This is a genomic window from Blautia sp. HCP3S3_B11 (assembly GCF_052064435.1).
Classification (GTDB): Bacteria; Bacillota; Clostridia; order Lachnospirales; family Lachnospiraceae; genus Blautia_A.
This window is the reverse complement of sequence record NZ_JBQHVP010000010.1, coordinates 24248-49331: the sequence shown is the minus strand read 5'-3', so window position 1 is coordinate 49331 and position 25084 is coordinate 24248. Positions and strand designations below refer to the sequence as shown.

Annotated in this window: 20 protein-coding genes; 1 reads left to right on the top strand and 19 read right to left on the bottom strand. The window is 40.9% G+C overall.

Features of this window, described 5'->3' with window-relative positions; translation table 11 throughout:
- Positions 1-136: 136 nt before the first annotated feature.
- From ACTNC0_RS09465 to ACTNC0_RS09410, 12 genes are all read right to left on the bottom strand, one after another.
- Entirely contained in the window at positions 137-784 is a 648-nt protein-coding gene (locus ACTNC0_RS09465; protein WP_441087177.1) for an HAD family hydrolase, read from the bottom strand.
- Between the two features lie 82 nt (positions 785-866).
- On the bottom strand, positions 867-1850 hold the full coding sequence (locus tag ACTNC0_RS09460) for a hypothetical protein (protein ID WP_441087176.1): 984 nt from the start codon (positions 1848-1850) through the stop codon (positions 867-869).
- Positions 1834-3090 carry a serine/threonine protein kinase gene (locus ACTNC0_RS09455; RefSeq protein WP_441087175.1) on the bottom strand — a complete coding sequence of 419 codons (1257 nt, stop codon included), beginning with the start codon at positions 3088-3090 and terminating at the stop codon, positions 1834-1836. Before ACTNC0_RS09455 ends, ACTNC0_RS09460 begins: the two co-directional genes overlap by 17 nt.
- Before the next feature lie 437 nt (positions 3091-3527).
- Entirely contained in the window at positions 3528-5294 is a 1767-nt protein-coding gene (gene argS, locus ACTNC0_RS09450) for an arginine--tRNA ligase (protein ID WP_441087174.1), read from the bottom strand.
- Positions 5295-5424: 130 nt separating this feature from the next.
- On the bottom strand, positions 5425-6297 hold the full coding sequence (locus ACTNC0_RS09445) for a DegV family protein (protein WP_441087173.1): 873 nt from the start codon (positions 6295-6297) through the stop codon (positions 5425-5427).
- 253 nt (positions 6298-6550) lie between these two features.
- Entirely contained in the window at positions 6551-6739 is a 189-nt protein-coding gene (locus ACTNC0_RS09440; RefSeq protein ID WP_441087172.1) for a hypothetical protein, read from the bottom strand.
- Between the two features lie 25 nt (positions 6740-6764).
- A complete protein-coding gene (ptsP, locus tag ACTNC0_RS09435; RefSeq protein ID WP_441087171.1) occupies positions 6765-8381 on the bottom strand; it encodes a phosphoenolpyruvate--protein phosphotransferase in 1617 nt (538 codons plus the stop codon).
- A gap of 17 nt (positions 8382-8398) precedes the next feature.
- A complete protein-coding gene (locus ACTNC0_RS09430; RefSeq protein WP_441087170.1) occupies positions 8399-8656 on the bottom strand; it encodes an HPr family phosphocarrier protein in 258 nt (85 codons plus the stop codon).
- 279 nt (positions 8657-8935) lie between these two features.
- A complete protein-coding gene (locus tag ACTNC0_RS09425; protein WP_441087169.1) occupies positions 8936-10195 on the bottom strand; it encodes an ABC transporter permease in 1260 nt (419 codons plus the stop codon).
- An 18-nt stretch (positions 10196-10213) separates the two neighbouring features.
- Positions 10214-12232, bottom strand: coding sequence for a hypothetical protein (locus tag ACTNC0_RS09420; RefSeq protein ID WP_441087168.1), 2019 nt, complete (start codon positions 12230-12232; stop codon positions 10214-10216).
- A 5-nt stretch (positions 12233-12237) separates the two neighbouring features.
- Positions 12238-12909, bottom strand: a complete 672-nt coding sequence (locus ACTNC0_RS09415) for an ABC transporter ATP-binding protein (RefSeq protein WP_117675422.1) — start codon at positions 12907-12909, stop codon at positions 12238-12240.
- Positions 12906-14408 (bottom strand): efflux RND transporter periplasmic adaptor subunit, encoded by a 1503-nt coding sequence (locus ACTNC0_RS09410; protein ID WP_441087167.1) that lies wholly within the window; start codon positions 14406-14408, stop codon positions 12906-12908. The genes ACTNC0_RS09415 and ACTNC0_RS09410 overlap by 4 nt, the downstream gene beginning before the upstream one ends.
- A gap of 278 nt (positions 14409-14686) precedes the next feature.
- Between ACTNC0_RS09410 and ACTNC0_RS09405 the strand changes: the two genes are divergently transcribed.
- Positions 14687-15898 carry a hypothetical protein gene (locus ACTNC0_RS09405; RefSeq protein ID WP_441087166.1) on the top strand — a complete coding sequence of 404 codons (1212 nt, stop codon included), beginning with the start codon at positions 14687-14689 and terminating at the stop codon, positions 15896-15898.
- A gap of 100 nt (positions 15899-15998) precedes the next feature.
- Here ACTNC0_RS09405 and ACTNC0_RS09400 read toward each other — a convergent pair whose 3' ends face one another.
- From ACTNC0_RS09400 to ACTNC0_RS09370, 7 genes are all read right to left on the bottom strand, one after another.
- Positions 15999-16757 carry a sulfite exporter TauE/SafE family protein gene (locus ACTNC0_RS09400; protein ID WP_441087165.1) on the bottom strand — a complete coding sequence of 253 codons (759 nt, stop codon included), beginning with the start codon at positions 16755-16757 and terminating at the stop codon, positions 15999-16001.
- Between the two features lie 2 nt (positions 16758-16759).
- Complete coding sequence (gene aspS / locus ACTNC0_RS09395) at positions 16760-18556, bottom strand: aspartate--tRNA ligase (RefSeq protein ID WP_441087164.1); 1797 nt, start codon at positions 18554-18556, stop codon at positions 16760-16762.
- Between the two features lie 96 nt (positions 18557-18652).
- A complete protein-coding gene (gene hisS, locus ACTNC0_RS09390; protein WP_441087163.1) occupies positions 18653-19909 on the bottom strand; it encodes a histidine--tRNA ligase in 1257 nt (418 codons plus the stop codon).
- 74 nt (positions 19910-19983) lie between these two features.
- Complete coding sequence (locus ACTNC0_RS09385) at positions 19984-20568, bottom strand: HD-GYP domain-containing protein (RefSeq protein ID WP_441087162.1); 585 nt, start codon at positions 20566-20568, stop codon at positions 19984-19986.
- Between the two features lie 17 nt (positions 20569-20585).
- Entirely contained in the window at positions 20586-22109 is a 1524-nt protein-coding gene (gene hemZ, locus ACTNC0_RS09380; RefSeq protein WP_441087161.1) for a coproporphyrinogen dehydrogenase HemZ, read from the bottom strand.
- Positions 22081-22710: an MBL fold metallo-hydrolase gene (locus tag ACTNC0_RS09375; RefSeq protein ID WP_441087160.1), complete on the bottom strand. Its 630-nt coding sequence runs from the start codon at positions 22708-22710 to the stop codon at positions 22081-22083. Before ACTNC0_RS09375 ends, hemZ begins: the two co-directional genes overlap by 29 nt.
- Positions 22711-22742: 32 nt before the next feature.
- On the bottom strand, positions 22743-25073 hold the full coding sequence (locus tag ACTNC0_RS09370) for a RelA/SpoT family protein (RefSeq protein ID WP_441087159.1): 2331 nt from the start codon (positions 25071-25073) through the stop codon (positions 22743-22745).
- Between the last annotated feature and the right edge of the window lie 11 nt (positions 25074-25084).

Sequence of the window (25084 nt, the reverse complement as noted above, 5' to 3'; positions counted from 1 at the left end):
TCCGCGGCATTCGCAGATATCCTTGCAAAAACAGCCAGCGCAGTTCCTGCAACGATCTGCGAAATCAGAAAATGAATTCCTACGGGATATCCTGCCCTCCAGATTTTAGAAACAATACTTTGTTTTCGCAGAGGGCTCAGGCGAAAAAATTTACAATTTCTTCCGCAGAATCAACGATTTTCAGAGGTTCTGCATTGGTAAGTTCTTCTTTTGTTCCATATCCGAAAGAAACAGCGATACATTCCAGCCCTGCCTTGCGCGCTCCATATACGTCATGTTCTTTATCACCGATCATGATTACCTGTTCTCTGTGTTTGTCCATATTAAGGCGGCGAAGAACATCCTCAATGACTTCTGTTTTATTAGTTCTGCGACCATCCATCTCACTTCCGCCAATTTCTGTGAAATACTGGGTAAGCCCGAAATGATCCAGAATCTGTCTTACATATACTTCCGGCTTAGAAGAGGCAACTGCAAGAATATATCCCTTTTTCTTTAACTGTGCCAGCATATCTTCGATTCCAGGATATACGGCATTCTCGAAGATTCCTGTTACGGAGTAGCGTTCCCTGTAAATTTCTACTGCTTTCTTTGCAGTCTCCTCATCAACCTGCGCATATTTCATAAACATCTCCGTAAGCGGTGGCCCTACAAAAGCTTTCAACTTCTCAAGATCAGCTTCCGGTTTTCCGATTCTCTCCAGCGCATACTGTACAGATTTGGTAATACCCTCTCCGGATTCTGTCAATGTTCCATCTAAATCAAACAAAATAACTTTGTACATGTTTTCCTCCTGTTTCAGTAAATATCGATATAATATGGTAGATTATATCATTGTTTTTCTGACACGTCTATGAGGAAAAAATTCAGGAATTCATTTTTATCAGTCTCCCTCCCTGAGAAATAACAAGTAATTCTATTTTGTTTATCTTAGCATCTTTCTTTATATCCAGGATGATTTTATCCTCTTCCCAGTACCAGGGACACTCCATTCCATCAAATCGAACGGAAAGAATCTGAACAGAACCTTGAGATACTATCTTGATTTGCGGAGTATGGAAATCGTCTGAGGTTTGTATACATTGAAATTCTACAGGTTCATTTTTTGTATGTGCATATTTACCTGTATACACCTGAACATCTTCATTTTTAGAATCTTTAAAGTCACCTGCGTTCTTGTTTTCCTTCTTTGTGCTATTTTGTGTTCTCTTATTTTTCTTTACTGATTTAGGTGTCGGTATACGGGTTGGTTTTGGCGTTTTTGTTGGCCTCTGGTGTTTGGCAGGCTTGGGCGTCGGTATCGGTGTTGATGTTGACGTTGGCGAAATTTCTTCTAGTCTTTTAACAGTAAGTTCGTTATCTGTCTGAGATATGTTTTGCGTATTGTTATCTATTTGATATTGACTATTCCACTGTGAATTATCGCCTTGGATACTATTGTTACCTTGAAAATTATTATTTTGCTGAGAGTTGTTATCCCATTGAGTATTGCCATTCCCTCCAATATTATTCTGCTGCGGGTTGTTGTCCCATGGCTGTGTACTGTCCTGCATATTATCCTGTGTTCCGTTTCCTGTACCATTATTATACTGATATCCATTATCCTGTGCATGGCTATTCTGAGTTGTATTTTCTATTGTGCTGCTATCCGTCTGCCAGCTGTTTTCCCACGTATTCTCCCAGTTGCTCTGATTCCACCACTGTTCTTCCTGCCATTGCCAGCTACTGTTTTCTCCATTTCCCACATCAATGTCAAAGCCTCCCATCTGCATGGCAGAGATTGTTGCGGTCAGGCACAAACACAAAAATACTGATACAATCATTAAAAAATATTTATGATTTTTCTTCAATTCTGATCATCTCCGTTTTCCATAATTCCAGGTTTCTGCTGTCTGTATTATCCAATATTACTTCTTTTGACTCATATTCTCTCCATAGTGTCTGACTGGCTTTCTGTTGTCCGGTACGCAGCAGAAACATTCCGTATTCACCATATCCGGCTCTATAAGCCTCATCATAATGAAGCATCTGTTCATAATATAGCCTGACATTCTCATAACTCTCCTGATATTCACTGTTTGTCGCAAGAAGCTGTAATATTTTTCGGGTTTCTTCTTTCTTAGTATATTTTCCCTGTAATTTTCTTAACCTTATGTCTGCCTGTTCACATATTTTCTTTTTGACCTTGCTGCTGCCATTTTGAAAATCTTCCTGATAATACAGATCAGTAATTGCCGTCAGTTTTTCATAAAAATCATCTGATTTTGAACCAGACACCAGCCTCGAGCCAAATAAAAGAAATATCATGATCATGGCAAATGCAATACTGCTTCCTGACAAGGCCAGAATATTTTTTATCTTGCTCTGACTTTGTCTCTTTTGAATTCTGCTTAATTTCTTCTGTACATTCTCCATATTCTGAAAACGCATTTCCGTTTTTTTCTGACAACATCGAAAAATAAGACAGAACAGTGACATATTTTGTATAAACAACAAAAAATCAGGTTTTTGACACAGGGCAGATAGTGTTTTTCCAAATGTATAGATATCCGTTGCCGCATTGATCCTGCCTTCATACTGTTCCGGCGCTGCAAATCCATTTGTGCCTGTACATACTTTATGCTGATATTTATAGCCATTCACCGCGCCACCCAGATCGATCAGATACAATCTGCCGTTTTCACCAAGCATCAGATTATCAGGTTTCAGATCACCATAGTATACCGGTGGTTTTTGGTTATGAAAATATACAAATATTTCTGTAATCTCTATTCCATATTTGATAATCTCTTTTATGGAAAATCGTTCCCCGCTTCGTATATATTCACCCAGAGATTTTCCTTTTACATATTCCATAACAAGATAACATTTCTGATCATCTTCTATATAATCTACCATCTTTGGAAGAGATGGATGAGACAACTTCAAAAGCATTCTGGCTTCATTTCTGCCGGAAACAGGGATTTCTTTTACCGCCCACAATACTCCCAGTTCCAGGTCTCTGGCAAGATAGACTTTCCCACCACCGCCTTTTCCAAGAGGCTCCAGAATACAATAACGCCCTTTTAATACAGTTCCAGATAAATTCACCGGCGCACCTCCTTATTCAGTTATCAAACAGATAAAATCATCCACTTTCGTTGCATGATTCTACAGTCAATCGGATATTTGCAATTGAAGCAGGGAACTTACTTGATTCGGTTAAATTTAAAAATTGGAAAAATACGATGAAAGAACTTCACCGCTAACAGATAAATATAGAATAGCACATCTCGTTCTTTTTGAAAAGCCCTGTTTTTATATTCAGAACATTTAAACAAAATACTGTTTACTGTTCACTGTTCTCTCTATTCTCAGTAATGCAATTTGCAGGATGGAAACATATATATAGCAGCAAAGTAGATGCCAGGCAAAAGGGAACATTAATATAAACAGAGGACAGTACAATATTTGTACACTGTCCTCTAATGTTTCGGTTTTTAAAGCAGATTCGAATATCTGCTTAATTTTAATCGGCTGATATCTCTTTACATTCTGTCCGGTGCAGAGAATCCAAGAAGATCGATGCATGTTTCCAGAACTTTCTTTGTGAGTTTCAGCAGCTGAATGAAAGAAGCTTTCTGTGCTTCGTTTTCTTCACTGAGAATCTTTGTCTCATGGTAGAAGCTGTTAAATGCATTGGATACTTCGTAAATATATGCGCAGATCTTATGTGGTGCTTTTTCTTCGAAAGCATTCTCTACAATTGCGCCGAAACCTGTCAACTGAAGCATCAAATTCTTCTGGCTGTCGTTTACAGGGTCAAGGATTACACCTGCATCAAGGTCACCGCCTTCTTCTGTAAAACGGTTCAGGATAGATTTGATACGAACGATCGTATAAAGAATATACGGACCTGTATTTCCTTCAAATGAAGTAAATCTGTCAATATCAAAAATGTAATCCTTGGTAGCCTGGTTGGAAAGATCACCATATTTAATTGCAGAAAGTCCTACGATCTCAGCAGTCTCTCTTGCATCTTTATCCTTTACGCTGCGGTTTTCAACGATCTTGGTAAACATCTCTTCATTGATGTCTTTGATAAGAGTTTCCAGACGCATAACGCCGCCCTCTCTTGTCTTAAACGGTTTGCCGTCTTTGCCATTCATTGTTCCAAATCCAAGGAAAGAAAGCTTCGTATCATCATTTACAAGACCTGTCTTTCTTGCGCAACGGAATACCTGAATGAAATGAAGTTCCTGACGTTTATCAACTACATATAAAATCTCATCCGGGTTGAACAGTTTCATACGCTCAACAATCGTTGCAAGGTCTGTAGTTGTATAAAGAGAAGCACCGTCTGATTTTAAAAGCATACATGGCGGAATCTCTTTTGTATCGTTTTCTTCTTTTACATCTACTACAAGAGCACCCTGATCTACATAGGCAAATCCTTTTTCTTTCATCTCTTCAACCATTCCAGGAATATATGGCTGGGCATCAGATTCTTTTTTCCAGAGGTCGAAAGAAACATTTAACTTGTCATAATTGCGTTTCAGGTCTGTAACAGATACATTCATGATATGATTCCAGAGAGCCATATATCCCGGTTTACCCTGCTGAAGAAGATGAGTTGCCTCCAGTGCCTCATTTCTGTATGCCTCGTCCTCTTTGGACTTGCCACTTGCGCAAGGATAAATCTCTTCCAGCTCGCTGATTGTAAATGGTGCTTCTTCCGGATATTCTCCTGTATAAGAATCATCAAAATAGACAAGCTCTGGTTTTCTGTGTCTCAGTTCTGTGATGATAAGTCCCATCTGCAGACCCCAGTCTCCAAGATGTACATCACCGATCACTTTATGACCTACAAAACGGCCGATTCTTTTAATACTTTCTCCGATAATTGCAGAGCGGAGATGACCTACATGGAGAGGTTTTGCAACGTTTGGTCCGCCGTAATCAATGATAATTGTCTTTGGCTCTTTTGCTACAGATACGGAAAGTTTCTCATCTGCTGCCATTTCTTTTAAATAGTCTGCAAGAAATTCACCTTTTACTTTCAGGTTGATGAATCCTGGTTTTACAACTTCTGCCATAGAGAAAACCTGGCTGTCTTTTAAATAAGCTACTACATCATCTGCAATCATAAATGGTGCTTTTTTATATGCTTTTGCACCCGCCATGGCACCATTGCACTGAAATTCGCAAAGGTCCGGTCTGTTGGATACGGTTACCTTTCCGTAGGACGGATCGTATCCTGCTTCTTCAAATGCTGCGGAAAGTTCTTCCGCCATCTGTTCCATCAGTTTCTTCATTCTCTAACTCCTCAAATTGTTTTACTTTGTAACTATTCAGCAGTCTGCTATTCTGCAAAAGTGCCAAACAGTTCCTATATTTTTATAATCAGACAGACAAAAGTCCCTGCCTGTATCCGGCATATTCTGATTAATCCACTACCACTTTTCTTGAACATGCAACAGCGATAGCACCATGTCCGATATGGCATGCAACACTTAATGATAACGGATTCTGTACAATCTCAATTCCAGGGAAAGCTTCTGCAATCTCTTTCTTAAATTCCAGAGCTTCTTCTTCGTTTCCTGTATAAGCAGACTGCAGACACATCTCGCCACGTTTCACATATTCAGCGAAGCGGTTCTCCCAGTCATTCTGCATAGCCTTAAGCATGACACGCTTTGCCTGCTTCTTGCCTCTTGTCTTGGAATATGCATCCAGTTTCTCTCCCTGAATCTGGAGTACAGGTTTTAAGTTCAGAACTGTTCCGATTGCTGCTGCCGCCGGAGTAATTCTTCCACCTTTTTTAAGATACTTCAATGTTTCCATAGTAATATAGATACTGGAATCAAATTTCTGCTCTTCAAGAACCTGTTTGATCTGTGCTGCATTTCTGCCTGCATCTCTTAAGGTAAGTGCATCCAATACAGACTGTCTCTGTGTAACAGAAATTCTCTGATTGTCTACCACATGCACTCTTCCGTCATATTCCTGAGCAAGTCCCATAGCTGTATCACAGGATGCACTCAGACCGCTTGACATAGGAATATGCACTACTTCATCATACTCTTCAAGAAGTGTATTCCAAAGCCCGCACACATCTGCCGGTCCCGGCTGGGAAGTGGAAATAGTCTCATCATTCTTAAGTCTCTCATAAAAATCTTCCTGTGAAAGAGTGATTCCTTCAAGATAAAGCTTCTCATTAATATAAAAAGGCATCGGAATCACGCTGACACCAAGTTCTCTCGCCTGATACTGTGTTATGCCGCTGTTACTGTCTGTGACAATGGCAATTTTTCCCATATTCATATCTCCTTTATTATAATTTCATGATATCAGAGGCAAAAGACCTGAAAGTCTTTCTTACTTGCCCGATAAGACCTTTTGACTCTGATATCATTTCATCGTAATCATTCAGTCTTTAGTGTAGCATATTTTTCTTTGTATCTCAATCCAGAATATAAATTTTTCCATTTCTATCTTAAAATCCAGTGTACTGGTCACTTAATATCTGACAAAACTCCATAGAATAATTTTATATCGTCAAGAAGTTCACCTAAAAGAATCCATCAGGAATACCTGTAAATTCACACTGATCCTGCTCTAACAGCTGATTTAACTTCTCAAAGCTATCTCTCATAAATCCCTTTACCATTTTCCCACATAAAGATACTCCCTTCCAGAAAACAGGCTTTTTCACAATCCCGTTTTCTGTGAAGAGAGTATCTTTTGCTCTTATAGCCACACAGATCTTCTCAATCTGGTTAAACTTATTCCATTTCTCTTACAATCTTACGAACCGGAAGAACAAATGTTGGAGATACGGACAGTTCATCAATGCCCATCTGTACGAAACGCTCTGTCATACTTGTATCTGCTCCAAGCTCACCGCAGATACCTGCCCAGATACCTTCTTTATGTGCATTGTCGATTACCATCTGGATCATACGGATTACTGCTTCATGATGAGAGTCATAAATATTATCCAGTTTTGCATTCTGACGGTCAATTGCCAGTGTATACTGAGTCAGGTCATTTGTACCAATACTAAAGAAGTCAACTTCTTTTGCAAGAAGATCACTAATCATAACGGCTGCCGGTGTCTCAATCATCACACCCTGCTCTACGTCATCCTTAAACGGTACACCCTGCTCTGTCAACTCTTTCTTTACTTCTGCAACAATAGCTTTGATCTGTTTTACTTCTGTCACAGAGATAATCATCGGGTACATAATGGAAATGTTTCCATACATACTTGCTCTGAAGAGCGCACGAAGCTGTGTTTTAAACACTTCCGGTCTGTCGAGACAGATACGAATCGCACGATAGCCCATTGCCGGGTTCTCTTCATGTGCCATATCAAAATAATCAATCTGCTTATCTGCACCGATATCCAGAGTACGGATGATTACTTTCTTGCCGGCCATGTTCTGTGCTACTGCTTTATAAATCTGGAACTGTTCTTCCTCTGTCGGATAGTTGTCCTTCTCCAGATAAATAAATTCACTTCTGAAAAGACCAATACCTTCTGCATCATTAGCCAGAACACTTGCAACATCTCCTGTGCTTCCGATGTTCGCATAAAGATGAATCTTATGTCCGCTCTTTGTCTCGGTTGTTTTACCTTTTAATTCTTTGAGCATTGCTCTCTGACGCAGTTCTTCATCTTTCTGATCCTGATATTTCTTAAGTGTATCTGCATCCGGCTCTACAATAAGAGAACCCGACTTACCATCCACGATTGCCACCTTTCCGTCCATACTGTCATCATATTCAATGTTGATCAGTGCCGGAATATTCATTGTTCTTGCAAGAATCGCTGTATGGGAATTAGAAGAACCTTTTCTTGTAACAAATGCAAGTACTCTGCTCTTATCCATCTGTACTGTCTCACTTGGAGCCAGATCCTCTGCCACGATAATAGATGGTTCTGCTGCATCCATATTCCCATCGTCATGTCCGGATAATACACGTACCAGACGATCTGAGATATCTTTTACGTCAGCAGCTCTTGCCTTCATATAGTCATCATCCATCTGTGCAAACATATCTGCAAAGTTATCACCTGTTGTTGCCACTGCATACTCTGCATTTACATTCTCTGTGCGGATAATATTGTCAATAGAATCAAGATAGTCCTCATCGTCCAGCATCATCTGATGTACTTCAAAAATAGCTGCACCTGACTCTCCAACTTCCTGAAGTGCCTTATCGTACAGTTTCTGAAGCTGGGCAACTGCTTTCTCCTTTGCTTCCTGCACGCGGGCGATCTCAGCTTCCGGATCTCCTACCCTTGTACGCTTCACGCTTGTATCTGCCTTCTGCAAAATAGAAATCTTTCCAATTGCGATTCCGGAAAATACGGACTTACCTTCTAATACTCTCATTACTCCAACTCTCCTTATTACAGATTATCTTCCAAAAAATTCCTCATCACTTCGGCATCTGCCACTTCATTGTCGCCTTCCACCTGCACCATGATCTGGTCGCCTTGCTTTGCCGCAAGATTCATAACACAGAACATGCGCTTCGCATCACCACTCTTTGTGCCTTTAAAAATGGTAATGTCGCTTGTGAGCTTGCCAGCTTCCTGCACAAGAAGCAGACCAGGCCTTGCATGTATTCCAAGTTTATCTTTGATAACATGCGTAAATGATACCATCCACAAACCTCCTCCTGTATACATACTTCTTTTTGAGATAACCCATTATAGCACAATCCGTCTCCATACTTCCATCCTTTTTTTACTTTTTGTACAAAATCCAAGTACTTTTTTTGACATTTTCACCGTCTTAAGTTCTATCTTATGTCAAAATCTACTAAAACACAATCTTTTATTATCAGATTTTATACACATGTAAATGAGCACCGAATCTAATCTCTCGTCAGATTCAGTGCTCACTTTTTGTTTTCTTCTTATTTTTCTATTTCTGTTTATTTCTTATTCGCTTCTAAGCGCATCAATCGGATTCAGATTAGCCGCTTTCACAGATGGAAGCAAGCCAAATACCACACCGATTACTGTCGAAAACAGTACTGCAATCACAATTGACGGTACACTGATCGCAGTAGGAGATCCGGTTACTTTTCCCACAACTTTCGATAAACCGATACCGGTTACTACACCGATAATACCTCCAATGCTGGTAAGCACTGAAGCTTCCGTCAGAAACTGTCCAAGAATCGTCTTCTTACGGGCTCCGATTGCCTTTTTCAGACCGATCTCCTTGGTACGCTCTGTAACGGAAACCAGCATGATGTTCATAACACCGATACCACCTACAAGCAGGGAGATACTTGCAATCCAGATCAGCTGATTATTTGTACTCTCACTGAGTTTCTGCATGTTCTTAACCTGCTCCATGATATCTTCTGCTTTATATTTCATAGTGGTACTGCCGTTTGTACTCAACGATGTGATGGAATTATTCAACGCATCTGCCGTAGAATTTCCCACAGAACTCATCGTATCTGTACTGTCCGCTTTTACGATCACATTCTGCGGCACATCAAATCTAAAGGATATCGGCCAGCAGCTGTCCGGAATCATCACGCTTCCCACAATTGACTGGTAATAAGTATAATACTCATCAATACTGTTAATCGTTGGCTGATAATTCTCATCCTGACGGATCACACCAACTATCGTATATGGTTCCTGATTAATCTCTACTGTCTGTCCCACCGGATTCTGTGACGGAAACAGATTCTGTGCTGCATTGTCATCGATCAGGGCAACTTTGTTATAGTTTTTGTAATCATCATTTACAAAGCCTCTGCCTGACTGAATCACATACCCACAGGTAGCCAGATAATTTACATCAATCCCATAAACGCTTCCGCCTTCAAGGCTGTTGTTATTGTTATAAATGGAAGCACTTGTGCTGTTATAATAAAAAGTTGCATTCTCCACATGATCAAGGTCACGTACTTCTTCTTTGACATCATCAGTCAGAACCGGTGCCTTTGAAGAATTTCCGTATTCTGAATCATACTGATTATCTCCGTCATACAGATAAATATTTACTGTATTGGATCCGGCACCGATCAGATCCTCTTTAATCTGCTCACTGGTTCCCTTGATCGTAGAAACAATCGCAATGATAGATGCAATACCAATGATGATACCAAGCATTGTCAGGAAGGATCGCATCATATGTGACCATATTCCCTGAAATGCCAGGCGTATATTCTCAAGCATAAAATGTCTCCTTTCTTATCAAGATCCATACATCTGGTCTAAGGTAACTTCTCTTGTTTTCGCTCCCTCTTTGACATCTTTTCCATAAGGGAAAGCAATCAAATCATCTTCACTAAGTCCGCCCTTAACAATTACACTATAACCGCTGTCTACCGTTGCTCCCACAGAAATTTCCTGTTTCTTCAGAATTCCATTGTCATCTTTATAAACATAATTCGTGCTGCTGTCACTTCTGACAAATGCTTTCTGAATGACCATACTGCCCTCGGAAGAAGAAGCTTCGTAGTTAATCGTAACCCAGTCCTGATCCTCAAGCTGAAGCGTCTTATCCGTCACTACCGCGGTAAATGCATAGTAAGAAACGTTAGGATTACTGCTTCCGTAGTAGCTGTTACCACTTACAGGATATTCAGAAACATCCATAACTTCTGCTTCAAATGAACCACTTGTATAGCTTGTACAGTTAAGAATTGTTCCCTCCTTGATATCATCCAGCATCAGTTCGCTGACAGAACCTACTACATAAAAACCATCACTGCTCTTTACCTTAAGCAAGGCTTTGCCATCGGTTGTCTCACCGCTGCCGCCATCTCCAACGTATGTAACCGTACCTGACAATTTTGCGCTGATAAGTTTTTTATTCGCCTTCTTTTCAAGCTGGGATATTTTAATATCACTTTCCTGAATATCCAGTTTCAGACTTGAGATCTTGCTCTTCTGATACTTAATCGCATCCTCCCTGGAAACCGGTGTTCCTGTCGGCTCTGCATCATCTCCTCCGTCTGTGTCACCTCCATCATCATCTGGAAGTATATCATATTTATCTGCATCTGCCAGAGTAAATTCCATCTCCACAAATTCATATACCGGTTTCTCCAGAAGGCTTCCATTTATCAGATAATATCCTGTACAAGAGCTTTTTCGATCCTCATAATCTGATATGGTATCATTCTGGTGAAATTCAAGCTGATACCAGTATCCACCCTGATGCACAACTTTTGTTCCATCAGCGCTGTATCCGGCAAGTTTATTAAAGAATGAACCCATAACTGTTACCTTTTCTTTTGCACTGCTGCACAAATATACATATGGATCATCCTTTGTACCACTTCCTGTAAATGGAATCGAATTCTCATCCAGCTTCTGATAAAATGGCTCGTCACCGTCTGTAATATTCGGATCACCTTTCTGATAATAAGGATCAAAATATGTGGTATTGTCATCCAGTGATGGAGTTGGTGTCGGCGATAACTCCGGGGTATCATCTTTTCCCGGATTAAAAGAATCATCACTGCCGTCACCAAAATCGTTTGCAGAAGGATCTGTATACACCGGAGCATTGGCAGTATTGTCGGTTTCAGTTGTATCAGAAGTGTTATCTGCACTCTGATTCTTTTTGTCAGTTGTATTTCCAGTATTTGTTGAAGCAGCATCTGAACTATTGTCTGCTGCTCCACCATCCGTAAATGCAGACAACAGAAGCGGATATATTGCCGCAGCCAGATAACTGCCTGACATATCTGCGGCTGATGACATGGTATCATCCGGAATCATATCATCATCGCCTGTACTGGTATCGCCGCTTCCCATCGTAGTACTCAGGTCATCGGCATCTGTACTGGCATCCGACTCTTCTATCGGACCACCGTTTTGGAGGCTGGTAAGTCGGTTTACAGCCTTATTCAAATCCTGTTCCTGTTTCTGCTTTTTCAGTTTTGCTATATTTAATTCCATCTCCACCAAAGTGGTGTCAAATGAAATCAACGGATCACCTTTATTTACGGTATCCCCTTTTGTTACATAAATCTGATCTATGATCAGATCTTTATCTCCATTTACTGTCTGCGTCGCACTGGATGTCACCGTTCCGTCAAGTGTGGTGGTCGGAGTATAGAATTCCTGTAATAGTCCACTGACAGGTGTGACATCTACCGTCTTCTGGCTGCTTTTTCGCAGCTGCATCAGACCGGCGGAGATTCCACATCCGGCAACTGCCACCACCAACACTCCGGCGAGGATTTTCTTTACTTTACCCATGAAGATCACCTCTTTTCCTGAAGGATTCCATCTTTGATCGTAACCACTCTCTTTGCATGTGCTGCGATATCTGCATCATGAGTGATCATTAATACGGATACACCTTCATCGTTCAGTTTCTGGAAAAGTTCCATAACCTGTGCCCCGGACTTACTGTCAAGAGCACCTGTTGGCTCATCTGCCAGAAGAAGCTTTGGGTTATTGACGATAGCTCTCGCAATAGCAACTCGCTGCATCTGACCACCAGATAACTGATTGGGTTTAAAATCAACTCGGTCTGACAATCCCACTCTGTCAAGAGCTCTCAGAGCTCTTTCTCTTCTTTCTTTCTTTGGCACCTTCGCATAATTTAACGGCATTTCCACATTTGCCAGTGCACTCTGTTTCGGAAGCAGATGAAAACTCTGAAATACAAATCCTATTTTATTGAGCCGGATATCTGACATTGCGTTCTCCGAACAGGCTTTAATATCCTGACCATCCAGAAAGAAAGTCCCCTCTGTCTGTTTATCCAGGCATCCGATAATATTCATCAATGTGGTTTTTCCGGAACCGGAAGGACCCATGATTGCTACATATTCTCCTTCTTCCATAGAAAAATTTACGTCTTTTAATACCGGGACTTTCATTTTACCCTGCAGATATTCTTTATAAATACCTTTTAATTCCAGTATCATTCAATCCCCTCCACATCTCCGTCTGCGCTCATACCCGGTGCCTCATCGATTGGTACAAGTTCTTCATTCGGATCAATTACATCATCTGTATCAGAACTATTGTCTGTTGTGTCTGTTGAGCTTTCATCCATATCCGGCTCTGTAAAATCATCCGCAGATGATTCCATATCTGTCATATCACTGACGGATCCATCCGCTCCATAGGAATCATCATCCATATCTGTAATTCCGTCAGCACCACCGCTCATTGTCTGTGCCAGATCTCCAACTTCTGTTTTCTCCCCTTCTTCCAAAGCTTCTGTCGGGAACGCAATCGCGTCTTTCTTTGTCAGACCATCAACAATTTCATATTCGCCCAGATCATCATCATGCTTTCCTAAAGTTACATAACGCTTCTCCAGTCTGTTCTTGTCATTGGCAGCCCATACATACGGCTCATTGGTGTCTGTGTCCAGAATATAATAGTCACTGAGCCACAGTCCATCTTTCTGATCATCCTGCCCGATATCACGCTCTATGTATACATGCTGTCCAAGCATCAGATTCTCTGAAGAATCCAGTTCAACATAAAAAGGATATGAAGTAGATGTCGTCTGATCATCAGAACTTGTGCTCGACATTCCAAAATACATATCATTGCTGCTATCATCTGATGTTCCATTATTAACATCAATAGATCCCATTGTTCCCTTCCACGTCTTACTGCTGTCTACTCTGGATCTGATAATTACAGCTTCACCAGGCATAATCGAATCTCTGTTCTGTTCATTAACTTTTCCCTTTACCCGATAAGCCCCGGTACTGAGAATTGTAATAAATGCAGAGCTGTCTGAACTGCTGTCACTTGATGACATGCTATCCATTGCGCTGCTGTCATCCACAGAGTCTCCGTCATCACTTGTCATCTTGGAGGTGTCAATTTTCTGAATCACACCATCAATCTCACTTCTGACTTCTGTATTTTGTGTGGCACTCTGAAGCTTATCAATTTCAGACTGTTTACTCTTCTGGCTAAATTCATTTTTCTTGAGATTCATTTTATTTGTTTCAATCTCAATCGTGTATGAAAGCTGATCTTCCGCTTTTGCCTTTTTCTTCTCAGCCTCCAAAGTGGAAATCTGTTCTGTCAGGCTGATCTGCTCATTCTTTAATCTGTCCAGATCAAGCTGTGCCTGCTTTAAGTCATCCTCGATACTGCTAAGATCATATTCAAAAAGAAGCTGACCTTTTTTTACCTCTTCACCGGTCTTTACCTGAACCTCTTTTACTTTACGTCCACTTTCTATCTTAACGTTTACAGTTTCCTGCGGTTCCACTACACCTGCAAAACGGTTGGTCGCAGCTGTTTCAGCTCCTGTGATCACACTCACTTTAGATACATAAACTACTGTATCCCCGGAGCCACTCTGACCACTTCCATTAAAATGATACCATACGCCACTTCCAATACCACCCGCAGCAATCAGGATTCCCAAAACGATGATAATACGTTTTTTCATAGTTGCCTCCTTGATGTTATCGCATTTTTGATGTCGACATCTATTATACACTACTATTTTTTTACTTCGTATTTATATAGTTACGTTTTCCTGTAACTTTCACTTCCCTATCATATCAGATTCTATCTTAAAAAAAAAGCTTTGCATCTAAATGATGTCATTTTTCACAATTTTTTCACGTTTTTTTTATGAAATTCGTTCATGTTTTTCGTTTTTTTGACAGTCACCGCAAAATCTGGTAAAATACTCAGAAAGTATTGTGAAAGGAAAGAATACGCATGAACACAAAGAAACGTCTGGCTCCTTTGCTTTATATTTTATTTGTTTTTTTCGCTGTATTTATGAACAGCGGCTGTTCACATAAAAGCGGGTCAAATGTAAAAAATGTTGTCAGAAATGAGTTGGATCAGTTAAAGAATCTTAATTCAGAAACAACTCAAAAATATATACCGTATAAAGAGCTGTTCCCCGATGCTACAGAAAACACTACATTATCCGATGAAATCAATGAAGTATTTTCTCTCTTTTTCCAGAAATTTGATTACAAAATTCTGGATATCAGCGTCGACACGGCAAATAATTCAGCCACTGCTTCTGTGAAACTTACTACAATCGATGCCAAGCCTCTTGCCAGAGATTTCGCAGCAGAACTGCTTCGGACCGAAATCACAGAAGCTGCACAGGCCCAGACTGGAAATATCAAAGATTCTTCCAAATCACTTGAGGCACATTATCTGATTCTGAATCATCTTTTGAATACGAACAAATATGATTCAACTGAAACAGACTGTTCCATTCAGCTTATTAATACCGGCAGTGATAAAAAAGAAAAATGGGAGATTCAGCGTACAAGTTCCCTTGAAGATGAGCTCGTCGGCGGTCTCATAGCCAATCTGGCTGATCCGGATATTCTTTCACCGGAAGATACCCTGACTGTCTATCTTGACACTCTACAGAAACTGGATTTGAAAGAAATGACATCTTATCTGGGTGTAGTAAATATCATGAATACATCCGATACTGCAAAAAATTCCATTGCCTCAGCACTTGCCGAACAGATTCATAAAAATTTTAATTATGTCATTAAATCCAGCAGTGAAAATGGATACAATGCCACTGTTACAACTGAAATTACAACCTTTGACAGTGATTCGATCCTGGCTGATTATCAGGAAAAGCTTGATAAATATCTGGCTTCTGCTGACGCAGTTATCGATGGCTCCCAGAAACGATACGAGAAATCTTTCGAAATTCTTCTGAACAGCATCAATGATAATATCGTTACTACCGTCAATGATGTAGATTTTGTTCTAATCAATGATGGGGTATCCTGGAAACTTCAGGATGAGGGAAATACTTTGGGAAATGCTATTTTCGGTACTTTGACCGATTCTCCTCTCGAGACTTCTGATTCTGAGGATGAAAATATTTCTGCCGATACAGATAAGCAGACAGATGATAATGCTTCTACTGAAAGCAGTACCAATTAACGATTATTAAACAACTAAAAAGGCCATCATATCACAGAAATATTCCTTTTCCGAATCATTCTATGATATGGTGGTCTTTTTAATCTTTGTCTTATTCTTTTTACATACCCGTTATAATTTTGATAAACAGTAAAACCAGAACGATCAGAATAATCGGTTTTACGATTTTATTTCCATTTTTCATTACCATTCCAGATCCTACATAATGCCCTGCAATGGAAAAAACAGAAGCTGCAAGTCCAAGATATATGACAATCTTTCCACTAAATAAAAAAACAACTAATGCCATTATATTAGAAGAAAGATTTGCAAGTTTCATAGTTCCGGAAGCTTTCGCTACGGGAAGTTTTGCTACTCCTGTATATAAAATAAGCAGAAACGTACCAGTTCCCGGCCCATAAAAGCCATCGTAGCAGCCAACAGCCAGAGAACACACCGCACACAAAATCCACTGTTTCTTTCTGGAAATCTCTACATTACTGTTATCATCCAGATTTTTCTTCTTCATTACATAAAATGCAACAATAGGAAGTACTGGAATCAGCATCCATTTTAATATCTTATCACTGGCAAGAAGCGCAATATGAGCGCCTGCAAAAGAACCGACAAGAGCCATGGAAATACATGGCAGTGCAACTCCCCAGTCTACAAATTTATTCTTACATAAACGTGCTGTTGAAATCGCTGTCCCAGTTGCCGAGGATAATTTATTCGTTGCTATCGCATTGTGCATCGGAACCCCTGCAAGCAGATACGCAGGCAGGGAGATCAAACCACCCCCGCCTGCGATAGAATCAACTAATCCTGCAAGGAATACCAACGGGCATACAATCAAAAACGTCTGAATTGTAAGCTCCATCCTTATTCAGTTACTTCCTCCGGTCTTACTTCCAGTTCCAGTTCTTTTAACTGCTCCTCGCTTACGCGGCTCGGAGACTGGGTCATCAGACAGGAAGCATCTTTAACCTTCGGGAATGCGATTACGTCACGGATGCTGTCAACTTTCGCCATAAGCATTACCAGACGGTCAAGTCCGTATGCCAGTCCGGCATGAGGCGGAACTCCATATTTGAATGCGTCCAGAAGGAATCCGAACTGCTCGTGAGCAGCTTCTTTTGTGAATCCAAGTGCTTCAAACATTCTCTCCTGAATATCATCCTGATGGATTCTGACACTTCCTCCACCAATTTCATTACCGTTTAATACGATATCATATGCTTTTGCACGAACTTTTCCAGGATCTGTATCCAGAAGTGGAAGGTCCTCTTCCATAAGCATGGTAAATGGATGATGCATTGCTGTGAAACGATTCTCTTCTTCACTCCATTCAAGAAGCGGGAACTCTGTTACCCATACGAAACGATACTCATTCTTATCAAGAAGATCCATCTGCTTTGCAAGTTCCAGACGAAGTGCGCCAAGTACATCATAAACCAGTTTCTTCTTATCTGCTGCAAACAGAAGTAAGTCTCCTGCTTTACCATCCATAGCTGCTACCAGAGCATCCATCTCTTCATCTGTCATGAATTTAGCAAAAGAAGATTTTTTTGTGCCATCTTCAGCAATTGCAATGTATGCAAGACCTTTTGCACCGTAACCTTTGGCAAACTCAACCAGTTTGTCAATTTTCTTACGTGGCATAGCGCCCTGTCCTTCTGCATTGATACCACGAACACTGCCGCCATTTTCCAACGCAGAAGTAAACACGCTGAATCCACAGTTTTTAACTACATCACTTACATCATGAAGTTCCATTCCGAAACGCATATCCGGTTTATCAGAACCAAATCTGTCCATAGCTTCCTGCCATGTGATACGCTGGATTGGAAGTTTTACATCAATATCAAGTACTTCCTTGAACAGATAAGCAAGGAATCTCTCATTTACATCGATTACGTCATCAACATCTACAAAAGAGAGTTCCATATCGATCTGAGTAAATTCCGGCTGTCTGTCCGCACGAAGGTCTTCATCACGGAAACATCTTGCAATCTGGATATAACGGTCATAACCGGAGCACATCAGAAGCTGTTTGTACAGCTGCGGAGACTGTGGCAGACCATAGAAATATCCCGGATGAACACGAGACGGTACCAGATAATCTCTTGCGCCTTCCGGTGTACTCTTACCAAGCATCGGAGTTTCAATTTCAAGGAATCCTTCTTTTGCGAAGAACTGTCTTGTAAGCATCATGACTTTGCTCTTAAGCATAATGTTTTTCTGAAGGTCAGGTCTTCTTAAGTCAAGATAACGATATTTCAGACGGATTTCATCTTTTGTCTTGCTGTTCTCTTCAATTGGGAACGGAGGTACTTCTGCCTCAGACAGAACACGAAGGGATTTTACGCGAAGCTCAATTTCACCTGTTGCAAGATTCTTATTAACAGCGCCGCCTCTTTCTTCTACCACACCGGTAACAGCGATTACGAATTCACTTCTCAGTTTACCTGCTTTTGCAAAACCTTCTTCATCAATGCTGCCATTCTCAAAAATCAGCTGCATGATACCGGAACGGTCTCTTAAATCTACGAAAATAATTCCGCCTTTATCGCGGGCTTTCTGGACCCATCCCATAAGGATAACTTCTTTGCCGATCATTTCCTTTGTTACTTCTGCACATCGGCATGTTCTGTGCAGTCCCTGCATACTTTCAGCCATGTTTCTTTCCTCTTTTCATGCTTTCTATATTATAAGAATTGTTGTAACTATCCAACAGTCTGCCATCCCGCAATGTTGCTGAACAGTTACGAATTATTACATTCTGTCTTTAAAGAATTCTACAAACTCTGTATAGCCTTCTGCTGTCATCTGATCTTTCTGGAATTTCTTATTCTTCTTCATAATAGAAATATTGATCTGTGTTCCGGCATTACGCTCTTCCTGAGCCTGTTTCAGAATCGTCAGCATCTTGTCTGCCGGCATATTCTTCTCGATAAGATATGCTTTCTTACCATTCTTTGTCGGGATTTCATAATTTCTCTCAAGAAGAAGCATTACGATTCTCTCGAATCCAATTGAAAATCCGCAGGCAGATGTATTGTTTCCTGTAAATTTACCGATCATCTCATCATAGCGTCCACCTCCGCCTACGCTGCCGCCAAACTCATCCATAGAGATTTCAAAAATCGGTCCTGTATAATAAGACATTCCACGTACCAAAGTCGGATCGAAAGACATCTTAAAATCTGCTGTCTTAACAGAATCTACAGTAGAAATGATTGTTTCAAGGTCCTCAGCTACCTTTGAATCCAGAACATCTTTTAATTTCTCTTTACAGTAGCGAACACCTTCGATATCAGAAGTGATTTCTTTGAAAAGTCCAAGATAAGTGTCAATACTTTCTTTAGCAAATCCTTCTTTCTCCAGTTCTTCTGCAACACCTTCAATACCAATCTTATCCATCTTGTCCAGAATGATAAATACTGTGTCAAAGCTCTCCTGCGGGAATCCACTGTACTGAGCCATTGCCTTTAAAATCTTTCTGTCATTGATACGGATGGTAAAGTTGTGGAAATCCAGCTTTCCAAGCAAAGTTGTAGTAGCCAGAACCAGTTCAATCTCAGCCAGGTAAGTAGGCTCCCCCAGAATATCGATATCACACTGCATAAACTGACGGAAACGTCCTCTCTGCGGTCTGTCTGCTCTCCATACATTTCCCATCTGAAGTGCCTTAAACGGAGCCGGAAGCTCATTCGCATTGTTTGAATAGTATCTGGAAAGCGGTACAGTCAGGTCATAGCGAAGTCCGGAATCAACCAGATCACTCTCCGTCTCAGCTTCTGCAAGTTTTAGTTTCTCTCCACGTTTCATAATCTTGAAAATCAGTTTTTCATTCTCTCCGCCCTGTTTACTGGAAAGATTCTCAATGTGTTCTACACATGGTGTCTCTATAGATGAAAATCCAAAAGTTCCATATGTCTCACGAATCATGTTCATCACATAGTTACGAATCTCCATCTCTTTTGGTAAAATGTCTTTCATACCGGTTACCGGTTTCTTCTTTAATGCCATGTTGTCCTCCTCTTTTATGGTATTCAACATTACTGATTCCTTCTTTATCTCCTCAGTAATATATCAGCCCTGTTTCATTTTCGGAAACTCTGTCCGTCTCCATTATGAACCACTCTCTGAAATGCAAGAAAAACCTGCATATCAAAATTCTTGACCTCATCGATCATCAGTTCCATAACCGCAGAAATGTCAAAGGCTTTTCTGTACGGTCTGTCTGAAATCAATGCCGCATATACATCGCAGACTCTGAGAATCCGGGCACCTATCGGAATGTCCTCCCCTGCCTTATTGGACGGATATCCGCTGCCATCATAATTCTCATGATGGTACAGGATACTCTCCAATACAAAGGCCGAATATCCCTGTCCTTTCAATTCCTCATATCCCAATGTTGAATGCATACGGACATACTTCAGTTCCTCAATCACAAGAGGATCCTGTTCCTGTCCGTTGATATAACTTGTCAGCTTCAGCTTTCCTATATCATGGAGCATTCCCGCAATCGCAAGTTCATAGCACTGTTCATGCGGCAATCCCATCTCTTCCGCAACTGCATAGGCAAGATTACTTACCATCATCCCATGATGCAGTTCAGAAGCAAGGTCAAACTCCAGAATCCTCTCCTGTGAACCCACTGCTGTCTTTTGTACTGTATTCAAAGTGTTACCTCCACATCCTACAGCCAGGTAGCTATTGCTGTCCGTTTTCTCTCAAGCATCTCATCAATGCGTGAAATATAATTGGAAACATCCTTTACATTCTCCACACGTTCGATCCTTTTGCCATGGTCAAAGACCAACTTGGAAGAACCACCTGCACCCAGTGCAATGATCGGCTGTTTTTCCTCCATAATCAGTATATTGTAAATTCCGGCTTTGTCAACCTTTGCATAGCCAACATTTTCAAAATTTCCCTTCATATTCTTCTGTCTGTACAGATAATAAGGGCCCATTTCCATCTCATATGCTGTTTTCATCGTGAGATCCATGATCTCCTGATTGTTCTCAAAAGACATTTCCTGATATTTTTCTTTGAAAATATTTAACCGTGCCGCACGCTTAACTGCCAGAGAATGTACCGTCATGCTGTCCGGAGCCAGTTCACGGATCTGTTCAAGAGTACGTTCTACCATATGAATGTCCTCTCCAGGAAGACCTACGATCAGATCCATATTAATGTTATCAAATCCCAGTTCTCTTGCCAGATGAAAGGCTTCCTTTGTCTGGTCTACTGTATGTTTACGCCCGATAATTTCCAAAGTCTCCTGATTCATTGTCTGCGGATTTACAGAAATTCTGGTCACCGGATATTCCCGAATTGCCATCAGTTTCTCTCGTGTGATACTATCCGGTCTGCCGGCTTCTACAGTAAATTCAGCCAGCCCCTCGTAACCAAAAGCTTCTCCAACAGTATCCAGAAGTTTCCGGATCTGATGCGGAAGTAATGTGGTCGGAGTACCACCTCCTATATAAATGGTATCCAGTTTTCTGCCCTTCATCATAAGAGCCGTTTCTCTTACTTCCTTGCAAAGGGCTTCTACGTACTCATCTGATCTTTTCTCCCACACTTTCAGCGGATACGAACTGAAAGAACAATACAGACAGATACTCGGACAGAACGGGATTCCGATATAAAGGCTGTAGCCATTCTCATAATCAATATCTTTGAGAATTTCTCTTTCCCTGTTGGCAATCGTAATGGCAAGGGCTGTTTTCTGCGGACTTACCAGATATTTTTCTCTCATCTCCTGTGCAGCCTCTGTGTTCTTCATACCGGATTCGATCATTCCCATTGCCAGTTTAGCCGGACGAATTCCTGTCAGATTCCCCCATGGAAGTGTTCTGCCCGTTAATTTCACCAGAAGCTGGTACAATGCATACTTAATAGAATCCTTATTCTCTTTTCTCAGTGCATGAGGATCTTTCACTGCACTATCCGTGATCACTTCCGCAGAAGCTACACCTTTTATTTCCGTTTCTTTAATTTCCGGATTTTCTTTTCTATCATATTTTATGAAATAATTTTCATTATCCCGTTCCACGCAGAAGCGGAGGTCATACTCTGCTTCATCATCTTCATAAAGAGTATGTATCTCCGCCTCGGGATAAAATGCTTTAATCAATTCATAAACATCATGTTCAAATTCTCTGTTCTCAAACAGAATGCCTATCTTATACAAATGGATTATACCTCTTTTCATAACCAATGCTTGTAGATGCATCATGTCCTGGAAAAACTTCTGTTTCTTCCGGAAGAGAATCTACCAGTTTATGCAGACTCTGCACGATCTGTGCTGTACTTCCTCCCGGAAAATCTGTTCTTCCCACCGAACCATAAAAAACAGTATCGCCACTAAACAATACCGCCTCATCTTTCAGATAATAACAGCAGCTTCCCTTGGTATGTCCCGGTGTATGAATCATCTGAACAGAAAAACCAGCAATCTTAACCACGTCCAGATCTTCAAGAAAAACATCCGGCGCAATGGAACAATCTCTTCCACAATGTGCTGTCATATTAATCTCCGGTTCCCGAAGCATCTCTTCTTCCTGACGACAGGCATAAATCGGAATATTGTATTTCTCTTTCACTGCCTGAGCTGCCATGATATGGTCAAAATGTCCATGTGTAAGCAGAATTGCCACCGGTTTTCCATTCATCTGAGAAACTTTCAGCTCAATCTTCTCCGGACAGTCTGCCGGATCCATAATGATCAGCTCTCCGGTTTCTTTATTCTTAAGGAAATAGCAGTTTGTATATACAGGTCCTAATATACATTTCTGTAACTCTAAGTTCTTCATGTTATCCCTTTCTATCCATCGGTTTTCTGTGATCAGCCGGTCGTTCTCTCAACATCAATGACACTTTCTACCTGACGGATTTTCTCTATCAGAGAACGCAGTTCCTCCTTGCTTCCGATTTCAAAGCTCATGGAAATGGTTGCTTTCTCCTGCTTGCTTGTACGGCTGTTAATACTTCTAAGGTCAATCTTACGTTCTGTAAATATCTTAGAAAGATCAACAAGAAGTCCTGTACGGTTATTCGCATATACCTGAATCTCAGCCATGTACTTCTCTTTTTCCTTATTGTCAGGCTGCTGCCATTCTGCCTCGATCAACCGGCTTCGGTCAAGTTCTGACATATTCAGCACATTGATACAGTCTGTACGGTGAATTGTAATTCCACGTCCTCTTGTGACAAAACCTACGATCTCATCACCCGGAATCGGGTTACAACATTTTGAAAAACGAACCGCCACATCATGAATACCTTTTACCACAATACCGCTCTTGCTCTTCGCAATATGAAGCTTCTCCTGTGTTTCCGATGCAGCTTCCAGAACCTGCTCATCTGTCAGAGCCTTCTTATTCTCCTTGTCATAGGCTTCTACCAGCTTATTAAATACCTGACCTTCTTTTAGTCCGCCATGACCGATCGCAGCAAGTACGGAATCCCAGTCGCGGAATCCATATTTATGCATAACAGCCTCCAGATACTGAGGCTTATTATAATTTACAATCTTAAATCCCTTTGCACGGGCATACTGCGCAAGCATTTCCTTACCCTTAAGAATATTATCTTCTTTTAATTCTTTCTTAAACCACTGGTTAATCTTGTTTTTCGCCTGTGTACTCTTAACCAGTTTCAGCCAGTCACGGCTCGGTCCCTGAGAATTCTGTGAAGTAATGATCTCAATACGATCACCATTCTTGATCTCGTATTCAATAGGAACAAGCTTTCCGTTTACACGCGCACCTACCATCTTATTTCCAACTGCGCTGTGGACACTGTAAGCAAAGTCAACCGGTGTCGAACCACTTGGAAGCGTCTTGACATCTCCCTGTGGAGTAAAGCAGTAAACACTGTCTGCAAAAAGGTCAAGATCATTTTTCAGAAGGCTCATAAACTCTTTGTTGTCAGACATATCTCTCTGCCATTCCAAGATCTGACGCAGCCAGTTAAGCTTCTCTTCTTCGCTCTTTCCTACAGGTGCTTTGCCGTCAGAAGATTCCTTATATTTCCAGTGTGCCGCGATACCATACTCAGCAGTTCTGTGCATCTCATAAGTACGAATCTGTATCTCAAACGGCTGTCCATTTGGACCAATCAGAGTCGTATGCAGTGACTGATACATATTGGGTTTTGGCATGGCAATATAATCCTTAAATCTTCCCGGAATCGGTTTGTACATCTCATGAATCACGCCAAGGGCAGCATAACAGTCTTTTACTGTATCTACCAGAATACGGACTGCAAACAGATCATAAATCTGGTCAATCGTCTTATCCTGATTTACCATCTTCTTGTAGATGCTGAAGAAATGTTTCACACGTCCGTCTACCTGTGATTTAATACCGGCATCTTCCATGTGTTTCTTGACTTCTTTTACGATTGCACCTACAAACTGTTCCCTCTCACTCTTGCGCAGAGCAATCTTCTCTACCAGATCATAATAAACATCTGGTTTCAGATATTTCAGTGACAAATCGTCCAGTTCTACTTTTATCTTGGAAATACCGAGACGCATGGCAATAGGAGCATAAATATCCATCGTCTCTCTTGCTTTTTCCTGCTGTTTCTCAGGGCGCATATACTGCAGAGTACGCATATTATGAAGGCGGTCAGCAAGTTTGATCAGAATGACTCGGATATCCTTTGCCATAGCAAGGAACATCTTTCTTAGATTCTCTGCCTGAACTTCCACTTTGTCCGCCGAATAAGACAGCTGTCCCAGCTTGGTAACACCATCTACAAGAAGTGCAACTTCTGAACCAAATTCCTTCTCAACTTCTTCATAAGTCATCCAGGTATCCTCGACCGCGTCATGAAGAAGACCTGCCACGATTGTCTCTTTATCCAGTTCCAGATCTGCCAGAATGATTGCCACACACAAAGGATGGATGATATATGGTTCACCGGACTTCCTCTTCTGTCCCTCATGTGCCTCACTCGCAACCTTATATGCTTTCTCTATCATAGAAATGTCTGTGGACGGATGATACTTTAAGACACTGTTTATCAGTTCTTTGTAAAGCACCTCCGGACTTGTAAAATCATGCATGGTTTTTACCGCTGCATCTGCTCTTTTTACAGATTCCAGTTTTTCTTTTTCAACCTGCATCTCATCTTTTTTTGCTTCTGTACCTTTCGTCATCTCTGCCATATACTCCCACC